The sequence below is a fragment of the Brevundimonas vesicularis genome (assembly GCF_027886425.1).
In the GTDB taxonomy this organism is placed as follows: Bacteria; Pseudomonadota; Alphaproteobacteria; order Caulobacterales; family Caulobacteraceae; genus Brevundimonas; species Brevundimonas vesicularis_C.
Map to the genome: position 1 here is coordinate 2,869,321 of NZ_CP115671.1, position 21,603 is coordinate 2,890,923.

Here is a 21,603-nt window from a genome sequence, read left to right on the forward strand (position 1 = left end):
CGGGTTCAAGCGCCAGCATAACCGATCCGCGCCCCGGCGCGTTCCCTCAGCCCGCGAACAGGGCCGCCGCGAAGGCTTCGCCCGCCGGTGCGGCCGACTTCGGGCCCAGGACGGCGCTGGCCGCTTGGCCCGAGGCAAGCACCCGGCCGCCGACCGCGCGCACATCCTCGATCGTCTGGGCTTCCAGTTGCTCGGTCATCGACAGGCTGGAGCGCGGGGCGCCGAAGACCAGGGTCTGGGCGGCGTTGCGCCCCGCGCGGCTCATCGGATTTTCGTCGGACATCCACAGGCCGGCCTTCATCACCGCCTTGGCGCGCGACAACTCCTTTTCGGTCGGCCCGTTCTCGGCCAGGGCCCGCACCTCGGCCGCCGAGACCTCGGCCAGTTCTTTCGCCCGATCCGCCGCCGCCCCGGCGTAGATGCCCAAGACGCCCGTATCCTCATACGGCTCCTGATAAGCGTCGATGGCGTAGGCCAGGCCCCGCTCCTCGCGCGCGCTCTGGAACAGGCGCGAGGCCATGCCCCCGCCCAGAATCTCGCCGAACAGCCGCATGGCCGAAAGCGCCGGATCGGTCGCCGAAAGCGCCGGCAGTTGGAACACCAGATTGGCCTGTTCGATCTTGCGCGTCAGCTTGGCATGGCCGCCGACGAAGGCGGCCGGCGCGGGCGCGTCAGCCGGCGTCGCGACCGCATCGCCGAACCACCGCTCGGCCAGGGCAAGCAGTTCGGTCTCGTCCACCGCGCCTGAGACCGACACCACCATCCGGTCGGGCGAATACAGCCGCGCGCGCCACGCCTCGACCGACGCCTTGTCGGCCGGCTTAAGGCTGGCGACAGAGCCCAAGATGGGGCGACCCAGCGGTTGCTTGGCGAAGGCGCGCGTCTGCACCATCTCGAACACATGGTCGTCGGGCGTATCGAAGGCCTCGGCGATCTCCTGGGCCACCACGTCCTTTTCGCGCTCGATCTCGGCAGGATCGAGCGTCGGGCGGAACACCAGGTCCGACAGCACCTGCATGGCCAGCGGCAGCGAGCCGTCCAGCCCCCGCACCTCGAAACTGGTCCGCTCATAGCCGGTGGAGGCGTTGATGGTGCCGCCCTCGGCCTCGATCCGTTCGACGATTTCGCGCGCGGCCATGTCGCCGGCGCCTTTGAACACCAGATGCTCCAGCAGGTGCGACCAGCCGGAGCGATCCAGCGGCTCCCACCGCGCCCCGCCCTTGACGGTGACGACGACGGCCAAGGTCTTCAGCCCCGGCATCGGATCGCAGATGACGCGAACGCCGTTGGACAGGGTGTGAAGCGTAGCGGTCAGGACCCTAATCTTTCCTATCGCCGCGCACGCGATGCGCGGCGGCTTGAGAACCGTCTTTCTTGGTGCGACGGCGAAGCAGGGCCACATAGAAACCCGCAAGCGCGATCGCCAGTCCGAACCACGTCAGGGCGTATCCGAAATGGTTGTTGGAAAAGGCCGCAGGCGGCGCTGAAGGCCTCAGCGCCGGGAACTCGGGATTGACGGCGGTGATGGCGAACACGGCCTCGGGTCGCACCGGCCCGGAGACGTTCAGCGCCTTGGCCATCGCCGCCGTGTCACGGGCGTAGAAGCGGCCGTCGCGCGGCGCGGGGCTCATGGCGCCGGGCTTGTCGAACGTTCGGAACTCCCCGACCATCACCAGCGGCAGGGTGGTTTCGACCACGCGCGGACGCGCCGTCACGCCGTCGCCGACAAAGCCGCGATCGACCAGCAGGGTGAAATCCGCCCCCGCCGGCTTGCACGCCGAGATCAGCCGCACCCCGGCCTCGCCGTCATGAATGCTCTGAAGCTCGACAAAGGGCGCGCTGGCCAGGCCCGGACAGACGATCAACGCCTTCCTGAACTCCAGATTCCCTTCCGCCAGCACCTGCTCCAGCGGCGCGGGCGGTTTCGCCGCCGCCGCATCGGCCGCCGCGATCAGCCCTTCCTTCCACTCCAGCCGCTCGACCTGCCACACGCCCAGCCCGATCAGCAGGATCAGGCCCAGCACCGTCAGCACGGTCAGGATCCAGGGAAAACGCTTCATCGCTGGTTCCGATATTGCAGCCCGATCATCAGTCCCCGCCCCGGCCGCATCAGGGCCAGCGACAGGGCGACCACCAGCGGCAGCCAGACGACCAGATGCACCCACATGGGCGGATGGTATTTGATTTCGACGAACAGGGCCGAGAAGCCGACGATCAATCCGGCGATCTGCATGATGAAGCTGGCGGGGCCGTCGCCCGTCTGGATGATGGAATAGTCCAGACCGCAGGCCGTGCAGCCGGGCGCCACCTTCAGAAAGCCCGCGAACAGCGCGCCCTGGCCACACCGGGGACACCGCCCCCGCAGCGCCCACCGCACCGGCGTGTCGGAAACGACGACGGCGCGGGACGATGGCTCGTCCCGCGCCGCTGCGATGTCTTCAGGGCCGTCTTGGATCAACCGAAAACGACATAGACGAAGGCGAACAGGAACAGCCACACCACGTCCACGAAGTGCCAGTACCAAGCCGCCGCCTCGAAGCCGAAATGCTTCTGCGGGGTGAAGTCGCCCTTCAGCAGGCGGATCAGGCAGACCGCCAGGAAAATGGTGCCGATCAGGACGTGGAAGCCGTGGAAGCCCGTCGCCATGAAGAAGATCGAGCCGTACAGGCCCGAGTTCACGGCCTCTTCGTTGAAGAACAGCTTCTCGTGCAGGATGTGGTTGTACTCATAGGCCTGGACGCAGGTGAACAGCACGCCCAGGGCCACGGTGATGATCAGGGCGATCTTGGCGCCCTTGCGGTCGCCGACCTGGATCGCGTGGTGGGCCCAGGTGACGGTGCAGCCCGAGAGCAGCAGGGTCACTGTGTTCAGCAGCGGCAGCTGCCACGGCGACAGGACCTCGACGCCCTTCGGCGGCCAGGTCGACCAGGCCTTGGCGGTGTCGGCCCAGGTGCCGACTTCCGGCGTCAGCGCCCGCGATTCATGGAACAGGGCCATGTCGAAGAACATCCAGAAGAAGGCGACGAAGAACATCACCTCCGATGCGATGAACAGGATCATGCCGTAGCGCAGGCCCAGCGACACGACCGGCGTATGGTCGCCCGCCTTGGATTCCTTGATGACATCCGCCCACCAGCAGAAGGCCGAGATCAGCACGCCGGCCAGACCGGCGAAGAAGACGCCCGGCTTGCCTTCGGCCAGGAAGTTGGCGGCGATCGGGCCGCCGTCCGCCGGCGCCAGGCCCTTCATCCAGATCACCGCGCCGATGAACATGATGGTCGCAGCGACCGATGACACCAGAGGCCAGGGGCTAGGCGCCACCAGGTGGTAGTCGTGCTGCGGAGTGGCGTGGGCGTCAGCCATGAATCGCGTCTCTTCGTCGGCCAGAGTCGGTTGTTATAGCGGCTATAGCGTTCGATTTTCCCCGACGCCAGAGCCACGCCGTCTTTCCGCCTTGTTCGGGCATGCGGACGGGGCTCAGCTCTTGCGGGCCATTGGATCGGCGGGGTCGTCCGGGCTGTCGCCCAATGCGCCGCCCATGCCCATTCCGCCTCCCCCCATGCCCGCGCCCATCGCTGCGCCCATGCCGCCCCCGCCCTCGCCACGGCCGCCCGTTGCGCCGGCCCCGGCGCCGCGGCCTCCGGTCGAGGACGGGCGCGTCGGGCCTTGCAAGGGCATGTCCGGTCCGGTCGGCACGGGCGCCAAGTCCAGCGCCTGACGGATGAAGTCGCGCAGCGAAACGACCAAATCATGCGTCCGCACCGGCCGCCCGGCGACCAGTTCACGCGCCGCCTGTTGCGCCAGTCTCACCTGGTCCTCGGTGCCCAGCAGGATGATATCCGCAAGACTGGCCTCGACCGCGTCGCGGATACGCCGGGTCCGGTCCGACCCCGCCGTCGCCTCGGCGCTGAGATCCAGTCCCGCCTCGCCTTGCGAGACGTTGCGGCGGCTCAGGTCGCGCTTGTGCGTCGGATCGACGGTCAGGTCGCCGGTGAAAGACCCGCCCAGCACCTTATAGGCGGCGATCAGGGTCTTTAGCCGTTCGTTGATCTGGCGGTTCATCCGCTCGCGCCGCTGCTGGATAGTGAACATCATCACCAGCCGGATGCCCATGCCGATCAGCGTCACGAGCGCCAGCCCGACCAGGGTCAGCAACAGACTGTGCCAGTTGGTGAAATCCAGACCGCGCAAATTCCGTCTCCGTCTGGCGTGCAGCGTGCACCTGTAGGTGAAACGCGCGCAGACGCGAACGGCGCCGCGTGATCAGCCGTTCATCGCCGCGAACGCCTTCGCCGAAAAGGCCGACAGCGGCTGGGGAAGGTCGTCCAACGCGAACCAGCCGATGTCCGACAGCTTGTCTGGCTCGGTCAGAGACGGCTCGCCGGTGAAGTCGCGGGTGACATAGATCAGCGACACCCAGTGCTGGCCGTCGGCCGGAATGATCTCTTCGGCCAGGCACAGAAAGTCGACAGCGCCGATCTTCAGCCCGCTCTCCTCCTCGGCCTCGCGCCGCGCGGCGTCGATGGAGCGCTCCATCAGGTCGACCTTGCCGCCGACGATGTTCCAGAACCCGGCCTCGGGCGCCTTCAGCCGCTTGCACAGCAAGACCCGCCCGTCGGCGCGCTGGATCACCAGCCCGCAGCCGACGCCGGGAAAGTCCACCCCCGGCTTCATGCTCACGCCTTCGGCGCGTCCACGGACGGATAGAAGGTGTAGCTCAGGGTGATGTCGCGCGCGCCCTTGGCCTCACGGTCCGTGGCCAGTTCGGGGGCGATGAAATACTGGACCGGGAATTGGCGCGTCTCGCCCGCCGCCAGCGTCTGGTCGGTGAAACAGAAGCATTGCAGCTTCTGGAAATACGGCCCCGTCTGCTCCGGCGAGACATTGTAGCTGGCGCGCACCTGGATCGGCTTGTCCGAGGTGTTGGTCACGTCGAAATAGGCCAGGCCCGTCTCGCCGATCCGCACCCGCTGGGTCGACTGCTCGGCGCGGAAGGTCATCGGCACGCCGCGCACATTGGTGTCGAACCGCACCAGCACCGTCTCGTCCAGCACGGTGTCGGAGGCCTTGTCGGCCTTCATCGTCGTGCCGCCGAAGCCCGTGACCTGGCAGAACATCCGATAGAGCGGCACAGCCGCAAACGCCGCCCCGGTCATGCCCATCACGCCGAAGACGCAGATGATGGCGATCAGATTCTTGCGGCCCGCCTTCATGGCTGGGAGGTCTCCACCGCCGTCGCCAGCGCGCGCTCGGCCGCCTGATTCTGTTGCAGGCGCAGCACCGTGGTGGCGAAGACCAGCACGATGAAGGCCACCAGCGCCGAGGCGATCCAGACGTTGCGACGCTTGCGCGCGCGAAGTTCCTCAGGCGTCAGACGCATGGTTTTACGCTCCCAGACCGGACAGGGCCTCGACCAGCAGCGCCGAAAACAGCGCCATCAGATAGAGGATGGAAAAGGCGAACAGGTCCCGCGCCGGTTTGGCCTGGACCTTGACGTCATACAATGCGGCCTCGCGTCCCACGGCCTCGGCCTTGTCCGGCTCGTCGCCGGCGCGCGAGCGATAAAGGCGCACCGCCAGGCCGAGGAAGCCCAGGCCGCCCGCGACCGACACGACCAGATAGATGATCCCGCCCAGGCCCGCGAAGGCTGGGGCGATCGCGACCGGCACGAAGACCAGGGTGTAGAGCAGGATCTGCAACCGCGTGGACTTGGCGCCCTTGGCCACCGGCATCATCGGAATGCCCGCCTTGGCGTAGTCGCCGGCCGAATACAGCGCCAGCGCCCAGCTGTGCGGCGGGGTCCACAGGAAGATTATGAGAAACAGCAGCCACGCCTGCCACGGCGCATGGCCCGTCGCCGCCGCCCAGCCGATCACCGGCGGAAAGGCGCCTGCCGCGCCGCCGATGACGATGTTCTGGGGCGTCCGCCGCTTCAGCAGCAGGGTGTAGAAGCCAGCATAATAGACGATGGTCATGGCCAGCAGACCGGCCGCCAGCCAGTTGGTGTTCATCCCCAGAAGCATGACCGAGAACAGGCTCAGGATGACGCCGAAGGCCATGGCGTCGTTCTTGCGCACACGCCCCGCCGCCACCGGCCGGCCGCGCGTCCGCCGCATCAGGGCGTCGGTCTCGCCTTCCAGCGCCATGTTCAGCGCCCCGGCCGCCCCCGCCCCCACGGCGATGCACAGGATGGCGATGGCCGCGACCAGCGGATTGACCGATCCCGGCGCGACGATCAGCCCGGTCGCGGCGGTAAACACCACCAGCGACATCACGCGCGGCTTCAACAGCTGGAAGAAATCCTCCGGCTGGGCGGTCGAGATGGCGGGGCGGGTCTGAACTTCGGTCATCGGTGAGGGCCGCATAGCATACCCAAATGAAGAAGGCCGCCCCTTCCGACGGAAAGAGCGGCCTTCGATTTCATATTGCTGGAAAGGCTTAGTGCTCTTCCGCCTTGATGACCGGCAGTTCGTTGAACTGGTGGGCCGGGGGCGGCGAGGACAGGGTCCACTCCAGGGTCGTGGCGCCTTCGCCCCACGGATTGTCGACGCCCGGACGACGACGGATCGCCGCCTCGGCCAACATGATCAAGAAGACCAACACGCCGACCGCCGTGATCGCATAGCCGATCGACGAGACGTGGTTCCACAGGGTGAAGGCTTCCGGATAGTCGATGTAGCGACGCGGCATGCCCTGCAGACCCAGGAAGTGCTGCGGGAAGAACACCAGGTTCACGCCCACGAACATGATCCAGAAGTGGGTTGCGCCCAGGAACTCGTTGTACTTCACCCCGAACATCTTCTCGAACCAGTAGTAGAAGCCCGCGAAGATCGCGAAGACGGCGCCCAGCGACAGCACGTAGTGGAAGTGCGCCACCACATAATAGGTATCGTGCAGGCTGTAATCGATGCCGGCGTTCGACAGGACCACGCCGGTCACGCCGCCGACGGTGAAAAGGAAGATGAAGCCGATCGCCCACAGCATGGGCGTCTTGAAGCTGATGGAGCCGCCCCACATGGTGGCGATCCAGCTGAAGATCTTCACGCCCGTCGGCACTGCGATGATCATGGTGGCGGCGATGAAATAGGCGCGCAGATTGATGCTCATGCCGACCGTGTACATGTGGTGCGCCCACACGATGAAGCCGACGAAGCCGATGGCCACCATGGCGTAGGCCATGGCCAGATATCCGAACACCGGCTTGCGGCTGAAGGTCGAGACGATGTGGCTGATGATGCCGAAGCCCGGCAGGATCAGGATGTACACTTCCGGGTGACCGAAGAACCAGAACAGGTGCTGGTACATGATCGGGTCGCCGCCGCCGGCGGGATCGAAGAAGTGGGTGTGGAAGTTGCGGTCCGTCAGCAGCATGGTGATGGCGCCGGCCAACACGGGCAGCGACAGCAGCAGCAGGAAGGCAGTGATCAGCACCGACCAGGCGAACAGCGGCATCCGGTGGATCGTCATGCCCGGCGCGCGCATGTTCAGGATGGTGGTGATGAAGTTGATCGCGCCCAGGATCGAGCTGGCGCCCGCGACGTGCAGGGCGAAGATGGCCAGGTCGAAGGCGGGGCCCACGTGGCCCGTGGTCGACAGCGGCGGATAGGCCGTCCAGCCTCCGCCGAAGCCCTTACCCGGTCCGCCGTCGGTGAACATCGACAGGATCAGCAGGCACCAGGCGGCGACCAGTAGCCAGAACGAGATGTTGTTCATGCGCGGGAAGGCCATGTCCGGCGCGCCGATCATGATCGGCACGAACCAGTTGCCGAAGCCGCCGATCATGGCGGGCATGACCATGAAGAAGATCATGATCAGGGCGTGGGCCGTGACGACGGCGTTATAGCCGTGCTTGGATTGCTCCACGAGACCCAGCAGCTGGATCGACGAGCCTTCCTTGAAGATCTGGATGCCCGGCTCGGCCAGTTCCCAGCGGATCAGGCCCGACAGAGCGCCGCCCACGATGCCCGCCATGATGGCGAACATCAGATACAGGGTGCCGATGTCCTTGTGGTTGGTCGACAGGAACCAGCGGGTGAAGAAGCCCAGCTTGTGGTCGTGATGGTGGTCGTCGTGAGCGTGACCGATGTGGGTCGCGTCGCGGGTTACGGTAGCGTCAGCCATGTGTCTCTGTTCGCCTCTTACTGGGCGGCCGGCGCGGCAGACGCCGCGGCGGGAACGGGTTGGTCGGCGGTGGCGCCGACGGGGGCGGCGACCGGGGTCGCGGCGTCGGCGGCGGGCGCAGGCGCGGCTGCGGCCGGAGCGGCGGCTGCGGCGGGCGCGGCGACCTTGGGCGTCATCGAACCGCCCTTGGAGGCGATCCACTGTTCGAACTGGGCCTGGGTCACCACCCGGATCTCCAGCGGCATGAAGGCGTGGTCGACGCCGCACAGTTCCGAGCACTGGCCATAGAAGACGCCGGTACGCTCGGCCTTGAACCAGGTGGTGTTGATGCGGCCGGGAACGGCGTCGGTCTTCAGGCCGAACGCCGGCAGGGCGACGGCGTGGATGACGTCCGAGGCGGTGATGACCAGTTGCACCGTCTTGCCGACCGGCACGACCATCGGCTCGGTCGCGGCCAGGCGATAGGGCACGCCCTTGGCCTTGGCTTCCTCTTCCGGGAGCATGTTGGAGATATATTCCGCGACGCCCTGGTCCGGATACTCATAGGCCCAGTTCCACTGGTTGCCGGTCACCTTCACCGTCAGATCCGGCGACGGCATGTCGTGATAGGCGAACAGCAGGCGGAACGAGAACAGGGAGATGAAGACCAGGATCAGCACCGGCAGCACGGTCCAGATGATCTCGATCGTGGTGTTGTGGCTCCAGCGCGCAGGCGTCGGATTGGCCTTCTTGTTGTAGCGGAACACGATCCACGCCAGCAGGCCCAGCACCAGCAGGGTGATGGCCGTGATGATCGGCATCAGGATCACGTCGTGGAAGAAGTGCGCATCATGCTTCAGCGGCGACGCCGCCGGTTGCAGCGTGATGCCGCCCGGGGTCGGCTGACCCATCAGGTCCTGCGCCCACGTCGGCGCCGCAGCGAACATCGCCAGTCCGGCGCCCAGAACGATGGAGGACGCGCAAGTCGCGGCCTTCTTCAACGTCCCTTGGGCTCGCTTGCCCATCCCCATATGAGACTTCCCCATAAAACCGTTATGCAGCAGATACTTGCGAATGGCTCGCAAGAGATCACGCTGGCGCGATTCCCACGCCCGGCGTTCTCGGTCACCTATCGGATCGCTTTCGGCTTGCCAAGCGATCAACGGCGCTCAGGCCGCAAAGCCGCCTTCAGCCGGCCTCGATTAAATCGCTGTCATGTTTCGATAGCTACCTTGCGTCACAAGATACCTTGTCGTAGTCAATGGTCATCAACGGGAGAGCCGAGGTGCCAGAAACTATCGAGATACAGCTGAAAAAGGGCGTTCTGGGGCTTTGCGTCCTGGCCCTTCTGAACCGGGCGGACAGCTACGCCTACGAGATCGCCAGCCGCCTGTCGGACGCGATCGATATGGGGGAAGGCACGATCTACCCCCTGATGCGCCGCATGCAGTCCGAAGGACAGGTCGAGACCTACCTGGTCGAATCCTCCGCCGGACCGTCACGCAAATACTACCGACTGACCGAAGCGGGCCGGGGGGCCCTCGCCGCCCAGACCGCCGAATGGTCCGCCTTCACCAAGGCCGTCGACGCCATCGTGGCGAACGACGCCGATCAGGGAGCCGCTCAATGACGCGCGCCGAATTCATCGATCGTCTGAAGGAAGGCCTCGTCGGCCTGCCGACCACGACCGCCAACGACATCATCGCCGACTATCAGACCCACTTCGACGACGGCATCGCCGCCGGCCGCACCGAGGCCGAGGTCGCCTCCGCGCTCGGCGATCCGGTCCGCCTGGCTCGCGAACTGAAGGCCGAGGCCGGCATCCAGCGCTGGCATCAGGAGAAGAACCCCTCCGCCGCCGCCGGCGCCGTCTTCGCGGTCCTGGGCTTGGGGGCGCTGGACATCCTGATCCTCCTGCCCCTGCTGATGGGCGTGATCGGGACCGTGTTCGGCTTCTTCATCGCCGCCATCGGACTGTTCATCGCAGGCGGCGTGATCATGGTCGCCGGTCCCTTCGCCGGCTTCCCCGGCGGGCCGTTCGCGGCGATCCTGATGGGGCTGGGCCTGATGGCCGGCGCCGTCTTCATCGGCGCACTGCTGACCATCTTCACCATCTGGCTGGTCAACGGCGTCGTCTGGTTCGCCCGCCTGCACTACCGCCTGCTGAAGCCGGCGCTTGAGCCGACCAGCGTTCAATCCACCTCGACCTCGGGAGTCTCGGCATGATCCGCACCCTGTTCATCATCGCCGGCGCCGCCCTGGTGCTGTGCCTGGTCACCGTCGGCGGCGCGCTGGCGATCGGCGGCCATGACCTCCAGCGCCACGGCTGGGCCTGGACCATCAAGGACCAGGACGGCGAGACCATCCGCTTCGAGCGGGTCAAGGGCGGCGCGACCGACGACCTCGGCCCCCTCACCACCCGCACCCTCGCCTGGACCGGCGGCGAGACCCTGACCGTCGATTCCAGCATCGACGTCGACTATGTCCAAGGTGACGCCAACACCGTCGTCATCACCGGGCCCAAGGGTCTGACCGACCGTGTCCGTCTGGTCGACGGCCGCCTCGATCTGGGCGACGGCGACGAGCGGGTCGTGTTCGGCTGGAGCAACGGCAACTTCTCCGCCCGCTCCGAGCGCGACGAACTGAAGGTCGTCATCACCGCGCCCAAGGTGAACCGCTTCAACGCCAAGGGCTCGGGCGACCTGCAGATCACCGGCTATGACCAGCCGTCGCTGACGGTCGACATCGCAGGCTCGGCCGAGGTCACCGCCTCGGGTCGCACCGACGAGCTGAAGCTGGACATCGCAGGCTCCGGCGATGCGTCCCTCGGCGACCTGGCGACCCGCGACGCCTGGGTGGACATCGCCGGCTCCGGCGACGCCCGCATCGCCCCGACCGGCGACGTCAAGGTCGCCATCGCCGGCTCCGGCGACGTGGCCCTGGCCACCCGCCCCGCCAACCTGAACAGCACCGTCTCCGGCTCCGGCGACGTCTATCAGGACTGACGGTCACACCGATCGCCGACGGAAAAGGGGCTGATCCACCAGCCCTTTTTTCATGCGCCATCCTTCGAAACGGGGGGTGACGCCTTCACCCCTCGTCCCCTTCGCGCTAAGTCAGCCGCATGACTTTCGCTCCCCTCCCCGACGCCGGCGCCAACTGGGTCGATCGGCATGCGCCGGAGGGGCTGAAGCCGTGGTTGAAGCTGGGGCGGTTCGATCGGCCCATCGGCATCTGGTTGCTACTGCTGCCTGGGTGGCAGGGGATCGCCCTGGCCTTGGCGCAATATCGGCAGGCGCCGGGTCTCTATGATCTGTGGCTGTTTATCGGCTTCGGCATCGGCGCTTGTCTGATGCGAGCGGCGGGGTGCGCCTTCAACGATATCGTCGATCGGGATTTCGACGCCCAGGTCGCCCGCACCGCCCAGCGCCCCATTCCGTCTGGCCGGATCAGTGTCAAACAGGCCTGGGCCTTCGTGGTGGGATGCAGCCTAATCAGCCTTTTGATCCTGTTGACTCTGCCGACCGTCGCCATCGGGCTGGGCGTCGGGTCGCTGGTGCTGGTCGCGGCCTATCCCTTCATGAAGCGGATCACCTGGTGGCCCCAGGCCTGGCTGGGCCTGACCTTCAACTGGGGCGCCCTGATGGGGTTCGCCGCCGCCCTGCCGCTGGCGGCGGCCGCCTTGCTGCTGCCCGCCGATCTCGCCGGCGAGTTCCGGCCATTCCTATGGTCACCCGCCGGCAACAGCGGCCATGCGATCGCACTAGCTTGGCAGGCCTATATTCCCGCCGTCCTGCTGTGGATCGGCGGCGTCTTCTGGACCCTGGGCTACGACACCATCTATGCGCTTCAGGACATCGAGGACGACGCCATGATCGGCGTGAAATCCTCGGCCCGTCGCCTGGCCTCAGCCGTGCAGCCGGGCGTGGCGGTCTTTTATGGCCTGACAGTAATCCTTGCCGCCCTGACCGGCCTCGCCGCGGGGCTTGGGCCGCTGTTCTGGCTCTGTCTGGTGATCTATGCCGTCCATCTGGCGTGTCAGGTCATCCGGCTGGACCGCAACGACGGCGCCCTGGCGCTGAAACTGTTCAAGTCCAATCGCGAGGCCGGTCTGATCCTGCTGGCCGCTATCGCCCTTGGCTCAATCTCCCTGTGATCCCCCGATGATGGAGTTTCCCATGTCGCGCACCGCCCGCACCCTGCTGCTGTCCGCCGCTGTCGCCGCCACGCTTTGTGCATCTCTGGCCGCCTGCCAGCGCAAGGAAGACAAGGCCCAGGCGCCGGCCGCGCCGGCTCCAGTCGCTGCGCCGGCCGTGTCGAATACCCCCGTCGGCTATGACAGCAAGACCCCCTACGCCGCCGTCAAACTGACCCTGCCGCAGGCGATCAAGACCACGCCCGCCCTGCACGCCGCCCTCTATGCCGACACGGTGCGCGACCTGAAGCAGTTCGAGGAAGGCGCCCAGGCCGATCTCAGCGAGGCCGGCGGCGGCCCGAATCCTTATGAAAAGACCATCGCCTTCACGCCCGGCGCCGAGACCGGCAAGCTGGTCAGCCTGGCGCGCACCGATTTCGAGTTCACCGGCGGCGCCCATCCCAACACCAGTTTCGACGCCGTGATCTGGGACAAGACGACCAACAAGCGGCTGGGCTTCGCCGACCTGTTCCGACCGGGCGCCGACCTGTCGGTTCTGGACAAGGCCCTGTGCGCCGCCGCCAACGCCGCCAAACAGGCCCGTTCGCCGGGCTCGGAGGCCGCGACCCTGGACGGCAAGATGTGGACCTGCCCCAAGGCCGTCTCGACGCCCTTCGTCCTGACGCCGGGCGCGACGCCGGGCAAGGCGGGCGGCGTGACCTTCTTGCTGGGGCCCTATCAGATCGGCCCCTATTCGGACGGCCCCTACTGGATCGCCCTGCCGCAGAGCGTCTTCCGCGCCCTGCTCAACCCCGCCTACGCCGACCAGTTCGACGGCGTCCCGGTCAAGGCCGGCGACGTGACGCCGAAAAACGGCTGAACCAATCCTCCCCCGTTTGCGGGGGAGGATCTTCAAGGCTCACTTCGCCAGAAACGCGTCGATCAGTTCGGCGAACCGCTCGGGCTGATCGGCCATGATGAAGTGTCGCGAGCCGTCGACGCGGATCAGGGTCACGCCGGGCAAGGCCGCATACTCTCGCGTCCACATCGCATCGGCCATCGCCGCCGGCGCCCCGCCGTCTGCGTCGGCGGCGTAAAGCGCCGTCACCGGCGTCGTCATGTCCGCCAGCCCCGGCCGCGCATCGGTGGTCATCACATCCTTCATCGCCGAAGCCATTGCATGACGGTCGGTCGCCAGCGACCACGCCACGATCCGCGCCTGTTCCGACGGGGTGCGCGACAGGCCCTGCGCCGTCGCCTCCTGCTGAGTGCGGAAGCTCGCCGTGTCCGCTGACAGGATCATGCTGGCCGCCTGATCCGCGAAAGGCTTTGCGCTCTCTGCCGTCGCGGTCGGGCCAAACATGGCGCTGTAGAAGGGCAGCGAGTCGACCGTCATTACCCGCCCGACCAGATCCGGCTGCTGTTGCGCCAGCAGAAGTCCGCTCAGACCGCCCATCGAATGGCCGATCACCGCCGGCCGATCCAGCCGCGCCTGGCGGATGTAGCGCGCCAGTTCATCCACCTCGGGCTGGACAAAGGCGCCGTCGCCGTGCGCCCAGGGTTCGCCGGCGAAACCCGCCAACTGCACCAGATGAACGCGGTGCGACGCCTTCAGCCGATCCGCTGTCGCTCGCCACACGTCGCGCGAAGACGCCAGTCCGGGGATCAGGATGACGTCGTGGCCTTGGCCCACCACCTCGACCGACAGCCGGTCGGAGACGAAGTGCGTGGCGGAGGAAGCCACAGGTGGCTCGGCTTGGGCTCGGGCCTGATCGCTAGCCACAGCACAGGCGATCACGACGCCCAGGATGACGGCAAGGCGCGACGGGGCGAAGACGCCCCGGCAAGGGCGAATGACGTTCGACATCACAGTCTCCAATTGTAAGGTTATTCTGACTTTTCGGTCAGCCCGCGTGCGGGTTTTCAAAGATCTCTTCGACCGGCCGCGCGAACACGGCGGCGATCCGGTAGGCTAAATCCAGCGAGGGGTCGTGCCGCTCCGTCTCCAGGGCGATCACCGCCTGACGCGAGACCCCCAGCGCCTGACCCATCTGTTCCTGGGTCCAGCCGCGCTCGACGCGTAGAAGCTTCAGACGGTTCTTCATCGGCTGCTCCGGATGAAGGGCGAAACGACGCCGTACAGGCCCCAGAAGACCGGAACGATCAGCCAGGTCTGCATATGCGGCGCGCCGGCGAAACTCTCGCCAAAGCCCCAGAACGTCGCCACGGCCATCGCCAGCCCCGCCGCCACTATGAACTGTTTGGCGGTGACGCCGCGCACGAACTCGTCGCTCTCGCGCATCAGCGCCAAGGTCGCCCAGATCTGCCCGATTACCGGCGCCGACACCGCCGCCGCCAAGACCCAGGCCGCCGGCTTGCCCATCAGATCTTCGAAGGCGTCGGTCGTCATCATCGCGACACAGATCGCAACGTAAGGCACGGAGAAGGCCATTGTGCGAACGATGTAGCGTCGATGCGCAGGCGTTCCGGTCTTCCAGGCGGTGAACATATCGGCTCTCCTTGTGTAAGGACAACCTGACACCGTCCGAATGTCATGTCAACCTGACTTTTTGTCAGGCGCGCCCAACATTCTTGCGTTGCTTTTCCAGACGCGCGTCAGACGTTAGACTTACCGCATGTCCGCCGCCCCGCGCATCGCCCCGTCGGCCCTGTTCACGCCTCAGGAATGGGCGCCGTATCAGATACGCTCGGCCTGGGTCGGCCCGCTGCTTGTGGCTCACTGCTGGGCCGTGATCGCGCTGGCTGTGATCGCGGGCGTCCTGATCCCATGGCTGATCCCGCTGTGCGTCATGATCGTCGGCACGCGCCAACTGGGTCTAGCCATTCTGATGCACGAAGCGGCGCATGGCGGCCTGTCGAGGTCGAACCGCCTGAACGATTTTCTCGGCCACTGGCTATGCGCCGTGCCGATCGGCGCCAGCCTAAAGGCCTATCGTCCCTATCATCTGACGCATCACCGCTTCGCCCAGCAGGCCGAGGATCCCGATCTGATGCTGTCGGCGCCGTTTCCCGTCAGCCCGGCCTCGCTGCGCCGCAAGCTGATCCGCGACCTGACGGGCCAGACCTTCTTCAAGCAGCGGGTCCTGCTGCCGCTAGCCCAAGCGCAAGCGCGCTCAAGCAGCCCAAGGGGCGATAGCGCGAAAGGAATGAGCGATAGCGCCCATGATTACGAGTCGATCGTGACAGGCCGATCCATCCTGCCCTTCCTCGCCTTCAACGCGGTCCTGCTGGCGGGCTTCATCGCCGCCGGCGTCTGGTGGGCCTTTTTCGTGTTGTGGCTGCTGCCGATGGCGACGTGGTTTCCGATGGTGACGCGCCTGCGAAACATCGCCGAACACGCCTGCGTCGAGGGTTCGTCGGCCGACCCCTTTCGCGCCGCTCGCACCACCAAGGCCAGCCTGTGGGAACGCGCCTTCATCGCGCCCTACTGGGTCAACTTCCACGCCGAGCACCACCTGTTCATGCATGTGCCCTGCTGGAAGCTGCCGCGCCTCCACCGCGCCATCCATGCGAAACCGCAAGCCGAGGCGATGGAGGTCGCACCCGGCTATGCCAGCGTGCTGAAGGCTGTTACGCGCCAGCCGGAATGACCTTCCTCGATCCCGCTGCCTTCATCCGTGACAACACGCGGCTCCAGCCCGTGCCGCATGCGCCGGAAATCTCTTTGTGGCTGGCCGACGAGATCACGCCCATCTGGCGGCTGACGGAAGAAGAGCTGGGCGAACTGGGGGTGCCGCCGCCCTTCTGGGCCTTCGCCTGGGCCGGCGGACAGGCGCTGAGCCGGTATCTGCTGGATCATCCGCAGGAGGTCGTCGGCAAGCGCGTATTGGACTTCGCCGCCGGTTCGGGCCTGGTCGGCGTGGCGGCAATGAAGGCGGGGGCGACCCATGTCCTGTGCGCCGACATCGATCCCTTCTGCCAGGCCGCGGTTGCCGCCAATGCGACGGCGAACGGCGTGATGCTGGACTTCACCCAGGCCAATCTGCTGGACGCCGCCCCGCCGGATGTGGACGTCATCTGCGCGGGCGACATCTGCTACGAGCGCCCGATGACCGACGCCGTTCTGGCTTGGCTGGCCCAGGCCCGCGCCAGGGGCACACGGGTCCTGATCGGCGATCCGGGACGCACATATTTCCCGCGCACGGGCCTGGATTTCCTGGCCGAATACCGCGTCCCGACCTCGCGCGAACTGGAGGACCAAGAGATCAAGCGGTCCTCCGTCTGGGCGATGCCTTAAGCGGCGGCTTGGCCCTCGTGACGGCCTTCGGCGAACTCCTCGATCATCTTGGCGTTGAAGGCTGGAATGTCATCGGGGCAACGGCTTGTCACCAGGCCCTGATCCACCACCACCGCCTCATTGACCACATTGGCCCCGGCGTTCTTCAGGTCGGTGCGGATGCTCTCGAAGGCCGTCATCGTCCGCCCCTCGACCACGCCCGCCTCGATTAGCAGCCACGGCGCGTGACAGATGGCGGCGACCGGCTTGCCGGCGTCGAAGAAGGCCCGAACGAACTTCACGGCGTCCTCGTCCGCCCGCAGCAGGTCCGGGTTGGCGACGCCGCCCGGCAGCAGCAGGGCGGAATAGGGCGAAGCGTCGACCGCCGCCACCGCCTTGTCGGCCGTGACCTTGTCGCCCGGCGTCAGATGGTCGAAGCCCTGGAACTCGCCGGCCTTCAGCGACACGATCTCGACCACCGCGCCCGCATCCTTCAGCGCCTTCATTGGTTCATTCAGTTCGACCAGCTCGACGCCATCGGTCGCCAGGATGGCGACGGTCTTGCCGGAAAGGGATTGGGCCATGAGGAATGCTCCGTTCGTAAAGGGGGTTCGGCGCGATGAACCCACGGCGCCTCAAAGGGTTGCGGCTCCGCTTGGCGGCGATGGCGCGCGTCCCCACATCGTGTCCATGCGATCGCTCCTGACCCTGACCGCCCTGTTGGCCGCTGCCGCCACACCGGCGTTGGCCCAGACCTATCCGCAGGCCGGCCAACCCTACGGCGCCTATCCGGGCGGCGTTCCCGCCGCCATCGCCGACCAGCACCGTTATGAGAACGACCGTCTGCGTTCTCAAGCGCAGTCGAACGCGGACCAGGCGCGTCAACAGCAGATCGAGACCCAGCTTCGCCTGCGCGCCATCGAAGGCGCACGCGAACCCACCGCTGCCCAGCCCTTGCCGCCCCGCCCGCTCTACAGCCCCGAACAGGAGCGGACCTTGCGCCAGTCCGCTGCCGAGCGCCGCCAGCAGACGGCCCAGGGCATGAGCCAGATCGACAACTGGCTGGCCCGTTCGCAATGATGCGTCCGAACTGACGCATCCCTTCCCTTGCACCCGCGTTCCTGCCTAGCTTAACCAGGATCGGGCGGAGGATAGGGCATGCGCTGGCAGGGTGGACGGACAGGCGGCGGCGGCATCGAGGATCGGCGCGGGCTGGGCGGCGGCGCCATCGCTGGCGGCGGCCTGGGCGTTGGGGTGCTGGCCATCATTGGCTATCTTGTCTTCGGCATCGATCCTTCGACCACGACGCAGCTCGCCAGCCAGTTCGGCGGCGTCGGCGCCGAACAGCAGCAGGGTCAGACCGGCACGCCCAAGGATCAGGCGGGTCAGTTCGTCGATGTTATCGGCGGCAACATCAACGACGTTTGGGCGCAGAAGCTTGAGGGCTATCAGCGGCCCAACGTCGTCATCTACAAACAGGGCACGCCCACCGGCTGCGGTTATGGTCAGTCGGCCATGGGCCCCTTCTATTGCCCCAACGACAAGACGGTCTATCTGGACCTCGGCTTCTGGCAGGAGATGGAGACCAAGCTCGGGGCCTCAGGAGCCGACTTCGCCCGCGCCTATGTCATCGCCCACGAGTTCGGCCACCACGTCCAGACCCTGACCGGCACCTCCGATCAGGTTCGCCAGGCCCAGCAGCGCGCCTCCGGTCAGGCCGAAGCCAACCAGTATTCCGTCGCGCTGGAGCTTCAAGCCGACTGCTACGCCGGCGTCTGGGCCCGGAACGCCTCGGCCGTTTCGAACGGTCAGGTCGCCCTGGATGCTGGCGAGTTCGAGGAAGGCATGAAGACCGCCCAGGCCATCGGCGACGACACCCTGCAACGGCGCAGCGGCGGCCGCGTCTCTCCCGAAAGCTTCACCCATGGCTCTTCTGCGCAGCGGGTGGAATGGCTGCAACGCGGCTATCAGTCGGGCGATCCGGCCTCCTGCGACACCTTCAGCGGCGCCTGATCGCCGCTCCCCCCCTCAGAACGATTGATTGACTGACGATGCACGACCGCGCCGGCACGACCGCACGCCCCGAAGACCTGATCGATCTCGACGCCCTGCTCGACGCCTATGAGACGACCCGGCCCGACATGGGCGATCCGCAGCAGCGGGTCGTCTTCGGCACCTCGGGCCACCGCGGCTCCAGCTTGGACGGCGCCTTCAACCAGGCGCACATCTTGGCCATCGCCCAGGCGATCGCCGAATACCGCGCGGCGCAGGGCGTCGACGGCCCACTGTTCCTTGGTCGCGACACCCACGGCCTGTCCGAGCCCGCCTTCCGGACGACGCTGGAGGTGCTGATCGCCAACGGGGTCGAGGTGCTGATCGACGCCCGCGACGGCTTCACCCCTACGCCGGCCGTTTCGCACGCAATCCTGACCTACAACCGCACGAACAGCCGGCAGGCGGACGGCGTGCTGATCACCCCGTCGCACAATCCGCCGCGCGACGGGGGCATCAAATACAATCCCCCCTCCGGCGGCCCGGCCGGGGGCGAGGCCACATCCGCCATCGCCGCCCGCGCCAACCAGTTGATCGAAGGCGGCCTGACCGAGGTCCGTCGCGTCCCCTTCGCCCAGGCGCATGCGGCGGCGGGCCGGTTCGACTACCTGTCCGCCTATATCGACGACCTGCCCAACGTGCTGGACCTGGACGCCATCCGCAACGCCGGCGTCCGCATCGGCGCCGATCCGCTGGGCGGCGCGGCCGTGGCCTATTGGGGCGAGATAGCTGAGCGCCACCGACTGGACCTGACCGTCGTCAACGACGCCGTCGATCCACGCTGGGCCTTCATGCCGCTGGACGCCGACGGCAAGATCCGCATGGACTGCTCATCGCCCAGCGCCATGGCCGGTCTGATCGGCATGATGAAGGGCGGCTCGGCCTATCACGTCGCCTTCGGCAACGACGCCGACGCGGATCGCCACGGCATCGTTACGCCCGACGCGGGCCTGATGAACCCCAACCATTTCCTGGCCGCCGCCATCGCCTATCTGTTCGCGAACCGACCCGGCTGGGGCGCGGACGTGGCGGTGGGCAAGACCCTGGTCTCGTCATCGATGATCGACCGCGTCGTCGCCGGCCTGGGTCGCCGCCTGCTGGAAGTTCCCGTCGGCTTCAAACACTTCGTGCCCGGCCTGCTGGACGGCACGGTCGGCTTCGGCGGCGAGGAATCAGCCGGGGCCTCCTTCCTGCGCCACGACGGCACGGTCTGGACGACCGACAAGGACGGCATCCTCCTGTGCCTGCTGGCCGCCGAGATCCAGGCCCGCACGGATCAGAGCGCCAGCCAACTCTACGCCGGCCTGACCGACCAGTACGGCGCCCCCGCCTACGCCCGCGTCGACGCCCCGGCCAATCGCACCGAGAAGGCCCGGCTTGCCGCGCTCAGCCCCTCGGACGTGACCGCGACCACCCTGGCTGGTCAGCCGATCACCGACATTCTGACGAAAGCCCCCGGCAACGGCGAGGCCATCGGCGGGCTGAAAGTCGTCACCGCCGACGCCTGGTTCGCCGCTCGTCCCTCGGGCACCGAAGACGTCTACAAGATCTACGCCGAATCCTTCCTCGGCCCGGACCATCTGCCGACCGTTCAGGCCGAGGCCAGGGCCGTGGTGGCGGCGGCTCTGGCGGGCTGAAGTCGGTGTGTGTCCGCCGTTTCGAGATTTTCGCGGACTATTTCCAGTTCTACGTTTGCGACGAGACCTACGTCACCGACACCGCCGCCCTGTGGAGCTCGGACAGCGACCCCATGCTGGCCGTCAGCCCCGACCTGATCGCGATCGGCACGGTTCGCAACATGCTGGTCCCGGTCGAACTTGAAATCCTGACCACAGCGCCGACGCCCGACGCGGACGCCTGGGACCAGATGCGCGACTGCGGCCTTCGCCTGGCCAGCGGCGCGCTGATCGTGTTCGGCTGCACGGACGATCCGGATCAGGCCGAGCGGATCGCCGTGCCCGCCGGCGACTATGCGGCCCGCATTTCGCACGGCGGACTGAACACCCTGTCCGAAGACGGGCTTGACGGCGACGACCGCTATCGCATCCAGCTCTGGCCGGGCGCGGTTCGGCCCATCACAGTGCTCAAGCCCCGACCGTAATCTCCATCGGCCGTTCGACGAACAGGCCGGGGCCGCCCAGGTCCAGCGCAAGCCGCCGGTTCTCGAAGGCGGCCATGCCGATCAGGGCCTTGGGGAAGCCCGGCACGGCGACGTCGTCATAGATGGCGACCGTCGCCTGACGATACAGTTCGTCGCCGATGGTCAGGGTGCGCACGACGACGGTCTCGGCGCGCACCGTGCCGCCCAGGACGATGCTTTGACCCGGCGTGCGTTCGCGGCCGTCCAGCAGGCCAGCGGCCTCGGCCGTCTCGCGCGTGACGGCCAGCACGGCCGAGGCGCCGGTGTCGATCACCGCATTGACCGTCGCCCCTTCCAGGGTGATACCCGCCTGCAGGGCCTTGCCGGCCCGTGTCACCGGCACGGGCTTCAGCGACGACGACGGCGTCCAGCCCTCGCGCGGCAGGAACCGGACCCGATGCTCCGCCGTGTCCAGCTCCAGCACCAGTTCACGCAGCACGTCCTGCCCCAGGATCAGCGCCGCACCCAATCCCTGATCGCTGGCCAGGGGCCCCAGGCCGAGGATCGCCGCCCGCAATCCGGTCAGCCGCAAGCCGCCGATCGCCACATCCAGCGTCGTCCCGCGTCCGACCTGGGCGTCGCCGCCGACGCCGTAAGCCACCATCGGGATATTGAAGACGTTGGTCAGGCCCAGCCGCTCGACCAGCGACCGGTCGATGACCGAATACTGCGCCCCGGAATCGATCAGGGCCCGCACGGGCTGTCCGTTCACCGTCACCTCGACCGTCGGAGTCGGCGCGCGCGGCTCTGCATAGGGCAGCCAGCCGCTGGAGCCGTTCGCCGCGAAGGCGACCGTCGGCCCGCGCCAGACCACATGGTCGCGCAGCCACCAGGCCCCGCCTGCGCCGCCGGCGACCAGCCCCAGCCGGATCAGAAGATCGCGTCGTCTCATGCTCCTGACATGGACCGTCGCAGCGATCCGCGCCAGCGGGGCGATGT

The 21,603-nt window shown here is 67.1% G+C and carries 27 protein-coding genes; 11 read left to right on the forward strand and 16 right to left on the reverse strand.

Translation table 11 applies throughout. The features are described 5' to 3' along the window. Window positions 1-46 precede the first annotated feature (46 nt). The 11 genes from PFY01_RS14595 to coxB all read right to left on the reverse strand — a co-directional run bounded on the left by PFY01_RS14595 (window position 47) and on the right by coxB (window position 9,125). Window positions 47-1,261, reverse strand: coding sequence for a M16 family metallopeptidase (locus PFY01_RS14595; RefSeq protein WP_271041817.1), 1,215 nt, complete (start codon window positions 1,259-1,261; stop codon window positions 47-49). Window positions 1,262-1,319: 58 nt separating this feature from the next. After that, window positions 1,320-2,060 (reverse strand): SURF1 family protein, encoded by a 741-nt coding sequence (locus PFY01_RS14600; RefSeq protein WP_271041818.1) that lies wholly within the window; start codon window positions 2,058-2,060, stop codon window positions 1,320-1,322. Then, the gene (locus PFY01_RS14605) at window positions 2,057-2,458 is read right to left on the reverse strand and encodes a DUF983 domain-containing protein (RefSeq protein WP_271041819.1); all 402 of its coding nucleotides are present in this window, start codon (window positions 2,456-2,458) and stop codon (window positions 2,057-2,059) included. The genes PFY01_RS14600 and PFY01_RS14605 overlap by 4 nt, the downstream gene beginning before the upstream one ends. After that, complete coding sequence (locus tag PFY01_RS14610) at window positions 2,455-3,363, reverse strand: cytochrome c oxidase subunit 3 (RefSeq protein WP_055806286.1); 909 nt, start codon at window positions 3,361-3,363, stop codon at window positions 2,455-2,457. Before PFY01_RS14610 ends, PFY01_RS14605 begins: the two co-directional genes overlap by 4 nt. 114 nt (window positions 3,364-3,477) lie before the next feature. Continuing rightward, window positions 3,478-4,191, reverse strand: coding sequence for a hypothetical protein (locus PFY01_RS14615; RefSeq protein ID WP_271041820.1), 714 nt, complete (start codon window positions 4,189-4,191; stop codon window positions 3,478-3,480). Between the two features lie 72 nt (window positions 4,192-4,263). Next, window positions 4,264-4,674 (reverse strand): NUDIX domain-containing protein, encoded by a 411-nt coding sequence (locus PFY01_RS14620; RefSeq protein ID WP_271043076.1) that lies wholly within the window; start codon window positions 4,672-4,674, stop codon window positions 4,264-4,266. 2 nt (window positions 4,675-4,676) lie between these two features. Continuing rightward, window positions 4,677-5,213: a cytochrome c oxidase assembly protein gene (locus tag PFY01_RS14625; RefSeq protein WP_045809756.1), complete on the reverse strand. Its 537-nt coding sequence runs from the start codon at window positions 5,211-5,213 to the stop codon at window positions 4,677-4,679. Continuing rightward, a complete protein-coding gene (locus PFY01_RS14630) occupies window positions 5,210-5,380 on the reverse strand; it encodes a hypothetical protein (RefSeq protein WP_017505721.1) in 171 nt (56 codons plus the stop codon). Before PFY01_RS14630 ends, PFY01_RS14625 begins: the two co-directional genes overlap by 4 nt. A 4-nt stretch (window positions 5,381-5,384) precedes the next feature. Then, window positions 5,385-6,350 carry a heme o synthase gene (gene cyoE, locus PFY01_RS14635; RefSeq protein WP_055754184.1) on the reverse strand — a complete coding sequence of 322 codons (966 nt, stop codon included), beginning with the start codon at window positions 6,348-6,350 and terminating at the stop codon, window positions 5,385-5,387. An 88-nt stretch (window positions 6,351-6,438) separates the two neighbouring features. Then, window positions 6,439-8,121, reverse strand: coding sequence for a cytochrome c oxidase subunit I (ctaD, locus tag PFY01_RS14640; RefSeq protein WP_055753981.1), 1,683 nt, complete (start codon window positions 8,119-8,121; stop codon window positions 6,439-6,441). Between the two features lie 17 nt (window positions 8,122-8,138). Further along, on the reverse strand, window positions 8,139-9,125 hold the full coding sequence (gene coxB, locus PFY01_RS14645) for a cytochrome c oxidase subunit II (RefSeq protein ID WP_165118813.1): 987 nt from the start codon (window positions 9,123-9,125) through the stop codon (window positions 8,139-8,141). A 260-nt stretch (window positions 9,126-9,385) separates the two neighbouring features. On the opposite strand from coxB, the gene PFY01_RS14650 reads away from it, so the two are divergent. The 5 genes from PFY01_RS14650 to PFY01_RS14670 all read left to right on the forward strand — a co-directional run bounded on the left by PFY01_RS14650 (window position 9,386) and on the right by PFY01_RS14670 (window position 13,115). After that, window positions 9,386-9,730: a PadR family transcriptional regulator gene (locus tag PFY01_RS14650; protein WP_039244893.1), complete on the forward strand. Its 345-nt coding sequence runs from the start codon at window positions 9,386-9,388 to the stop codon at window positions 9,728-9,730. Next, a complete protein-coding gene (locus PFY01_RS14655) occupies window positions 9,727-10,326 on the forward strand; it encodes a DUF1700 domain-containing protein (protein WP_055753979.1) in 600 nt (199 codons plus the stop codon). The genes PFY01_RS14650 and PFY01_RS14655 overlap by 4 nt, the downstream gene beginning before the upstream one ends. Then, window positions 10,323-11,105, forward strand: coding sequence for a GIN domain-containing protein (locus tag PFY01_RS14660; RefSeq protein ID WP_271041821.1), 783 nt, complete (start codon window positions 10,323-10,325; stop codon window positions 11,103-11,105). The genes PFY01_RS14655 and PFY01_RS14660 overlap by 4 nt, the downstream gene beginning before the upstream one ends. 119 nt (window positions 11,106-11,224) lie before the next feature. Beyond that, the gene (locus PFY01_RS14665; protein WP_271041822.1) at window positions 11,225-12,256 is read left to right on the forward strand and encodes a UbiA family prenyltransferase; all 1,032 of its coding nucleotides are present in this window, start codon (window positions 11,225-11,227) and stop codon (window positions 12,254-12,256) included. Between the two features lie 22 nt (window positions 12,257-12,278). Further along, on the forward strand, window positions 12,279-13,115 hold the full coding sequence (locus PFY01_RS14670; protein WP_271041823.1) for a DUF3298 and DUF4163 domain-containing protein: 837 nt from the start codon (window positions 12,279-12,281) through the stop codon (window positions 13,113-13,115). 39 nt (window positions 13,116-13,154) lie between these two features. On the opposite strand, the gene PFY01_RS14675 is transcribed toward PFY01_RS14670, so the two are convergent. The 3 genes from PFY01_RS14675 to PFY01_RS14685 are packed head-to-tail and all read right to left on the reverse strand — an operon-like array spanning window position 13,155 to window position 14,744. After that, the gene (locus tag PFY01_RS14675; protein WP_271041824.1) at window positions 13,155-14,102 is read right to left on the reverse strand and encodes an alpha/beta fold hydrolase; all 948 of its coding nucleotides are present in this window, start codon (window positions 14,100-14,102) and stop codon (window positions 13,155-13,157) included. Between the two features lie 37 nt (window positions 14,103-14,139). After that, entirely contained in the window at window positions 14,140-14,340 is a 201-nt protein-coding gene (locus tag PFY01_RS14680) for a helix-turn-helix transcriptional regulator (RefSeq protein WP_066626879.1), read from the reverse strand. Further along, complete coding sequence (locus PFY01_RS14685) at window positions 14,337-14,744, reverse strand: hypothetical protein (RefSeq protein ID WP_271041825.1); 408 nt, start codon at window positions 14,742-14,744, stop codon at window positions 14,337-14,339. Before PFY01_RS14685 ends, PFY01_RS14680 begins: the two co-directional genes overlap by 4 nt. A gap of 127 nt (window positions 14,745-14,871) precedes the next feature. Between PFY01_RS14685 and PFY01_RS14690 the strand changes: the two genes are divergently transcribed. Beyond that, window positions 14,872-15,846, forward strand: coding sequence for a fatty acid desaturase family protein (locus tag PFY01_RS14690; protein WP_271041826.1), 975 nt, complete (start codon window positions 14,872-14,874; stop codon window positions 15,844-15,846). Further along, window positions 15,843-16,493 (forward strand): class I SAM-dependent methyltransferase, encoded by a 651-nt coding sequence (locus tag PFY01_RS14695; RefSeq protein WP_271041827.1) that lies wholly within the window; start codon window positions 15,843-15,845, stop codon window positions 16,491-16,493. Before PFY01_RS14690 ends, PFY01_RS14695 begins: the two co-directional genes overlap by 4 nt. Here PFY01_RS14695 and PFY01_RS14700 read toward each other — a convergent pair. Then, a complete protein-coding gene (locus PFY01_RS14700) occupies window positions 16,490-17,056 on the reverse strand; it encodes a type 1 glutamine amidotransferase domain-containing protein (RefSeq protein WP_271041828.1) in 567 nt (188 codons plus the stop codon). The genes PFY01_RS14695 and PFY01_RS14700 overlap by 4 nt on opposite strands. Before the next feature lie 106 nt (window positions 17,057-17,162). Between PFY01_RS14700 and PFY01_RS14705 the strand changes: the two genes are divergently transcribed. From PFY01_RS14705 to PFY01_RS14720, 4 genes are all read left to right on the forward strand, one after another. Then, window positions 17,163-17,552 (forward strand): hypothetical protein, encoded by a 390-nt coding sequence (locus tag PFY01_RS14705; RefSeq protein ID WP_271041829.1) that lies wholly within the window; start codon window positions 17,163-17,165, stop codon window positions 17,550-17,552. A 78-nt stretch (window positions 17,553-17,630) separates the two neighbouring features. After that, the gene (locus tag PFY01_RS14710; RefSeq protein ID WP_271041830.1) at window positions 17,631-18,485 is read left to right on the forward strand and encodes a neutral zinc metallopeptidase; all 855 of its coding nucleotides are present in this window, start codon (window positions 17,631-17,633) and stop codon (window positions 18,483-18,485) included. A 38-nt stretch (window positions 18,486-18,523) separates the two neighbouring features. Beyond that, on the forward strand, window positions 18,524-20,161 hold the full coding sequence (pgm, locus tag PFY01_RS14715) for a phosphoglucomutase (alpha-D-glucose-1,6-bisphosphate-dependent) (RefSeq protein WP_271041831.1): 1,638 nt from the start codon (window positions 18,524-18,526) through the stop codon (window positions 20,159-20,161). 5 nt (window positions 20,162-20,166) lie between these two features. Then, a complete protein-coding gene (locus PFY01_RS14720; RefSeq protein WP_271041832.1) occupies window positions 20,167-20,625 on the forward strand; it encodes a hypothetical protein in 459 nt (152 codons plus the stop codon). Here PFY01_RS14720 and PFY01_RS14725 read toward each other — a convergent pair. Continuing rightward, window positions 20,609-21,556: a retropepsin-like aspartic protease gene (locus PFY01_RS14725; RefSeq protein ID WP_271041833.1), complete on the reverse strand. Its 948-nt coding sequence runs from the start codon at window positions 21,554-21,556 to the stop codon at window positions 20,609-20,611. The genes PFY01_RS14720 and PFY01_RS14725 overlap by 17 nt on opposite strands. Window positions 21,557-21,603 lie beyond the last annotated feature (47 nt).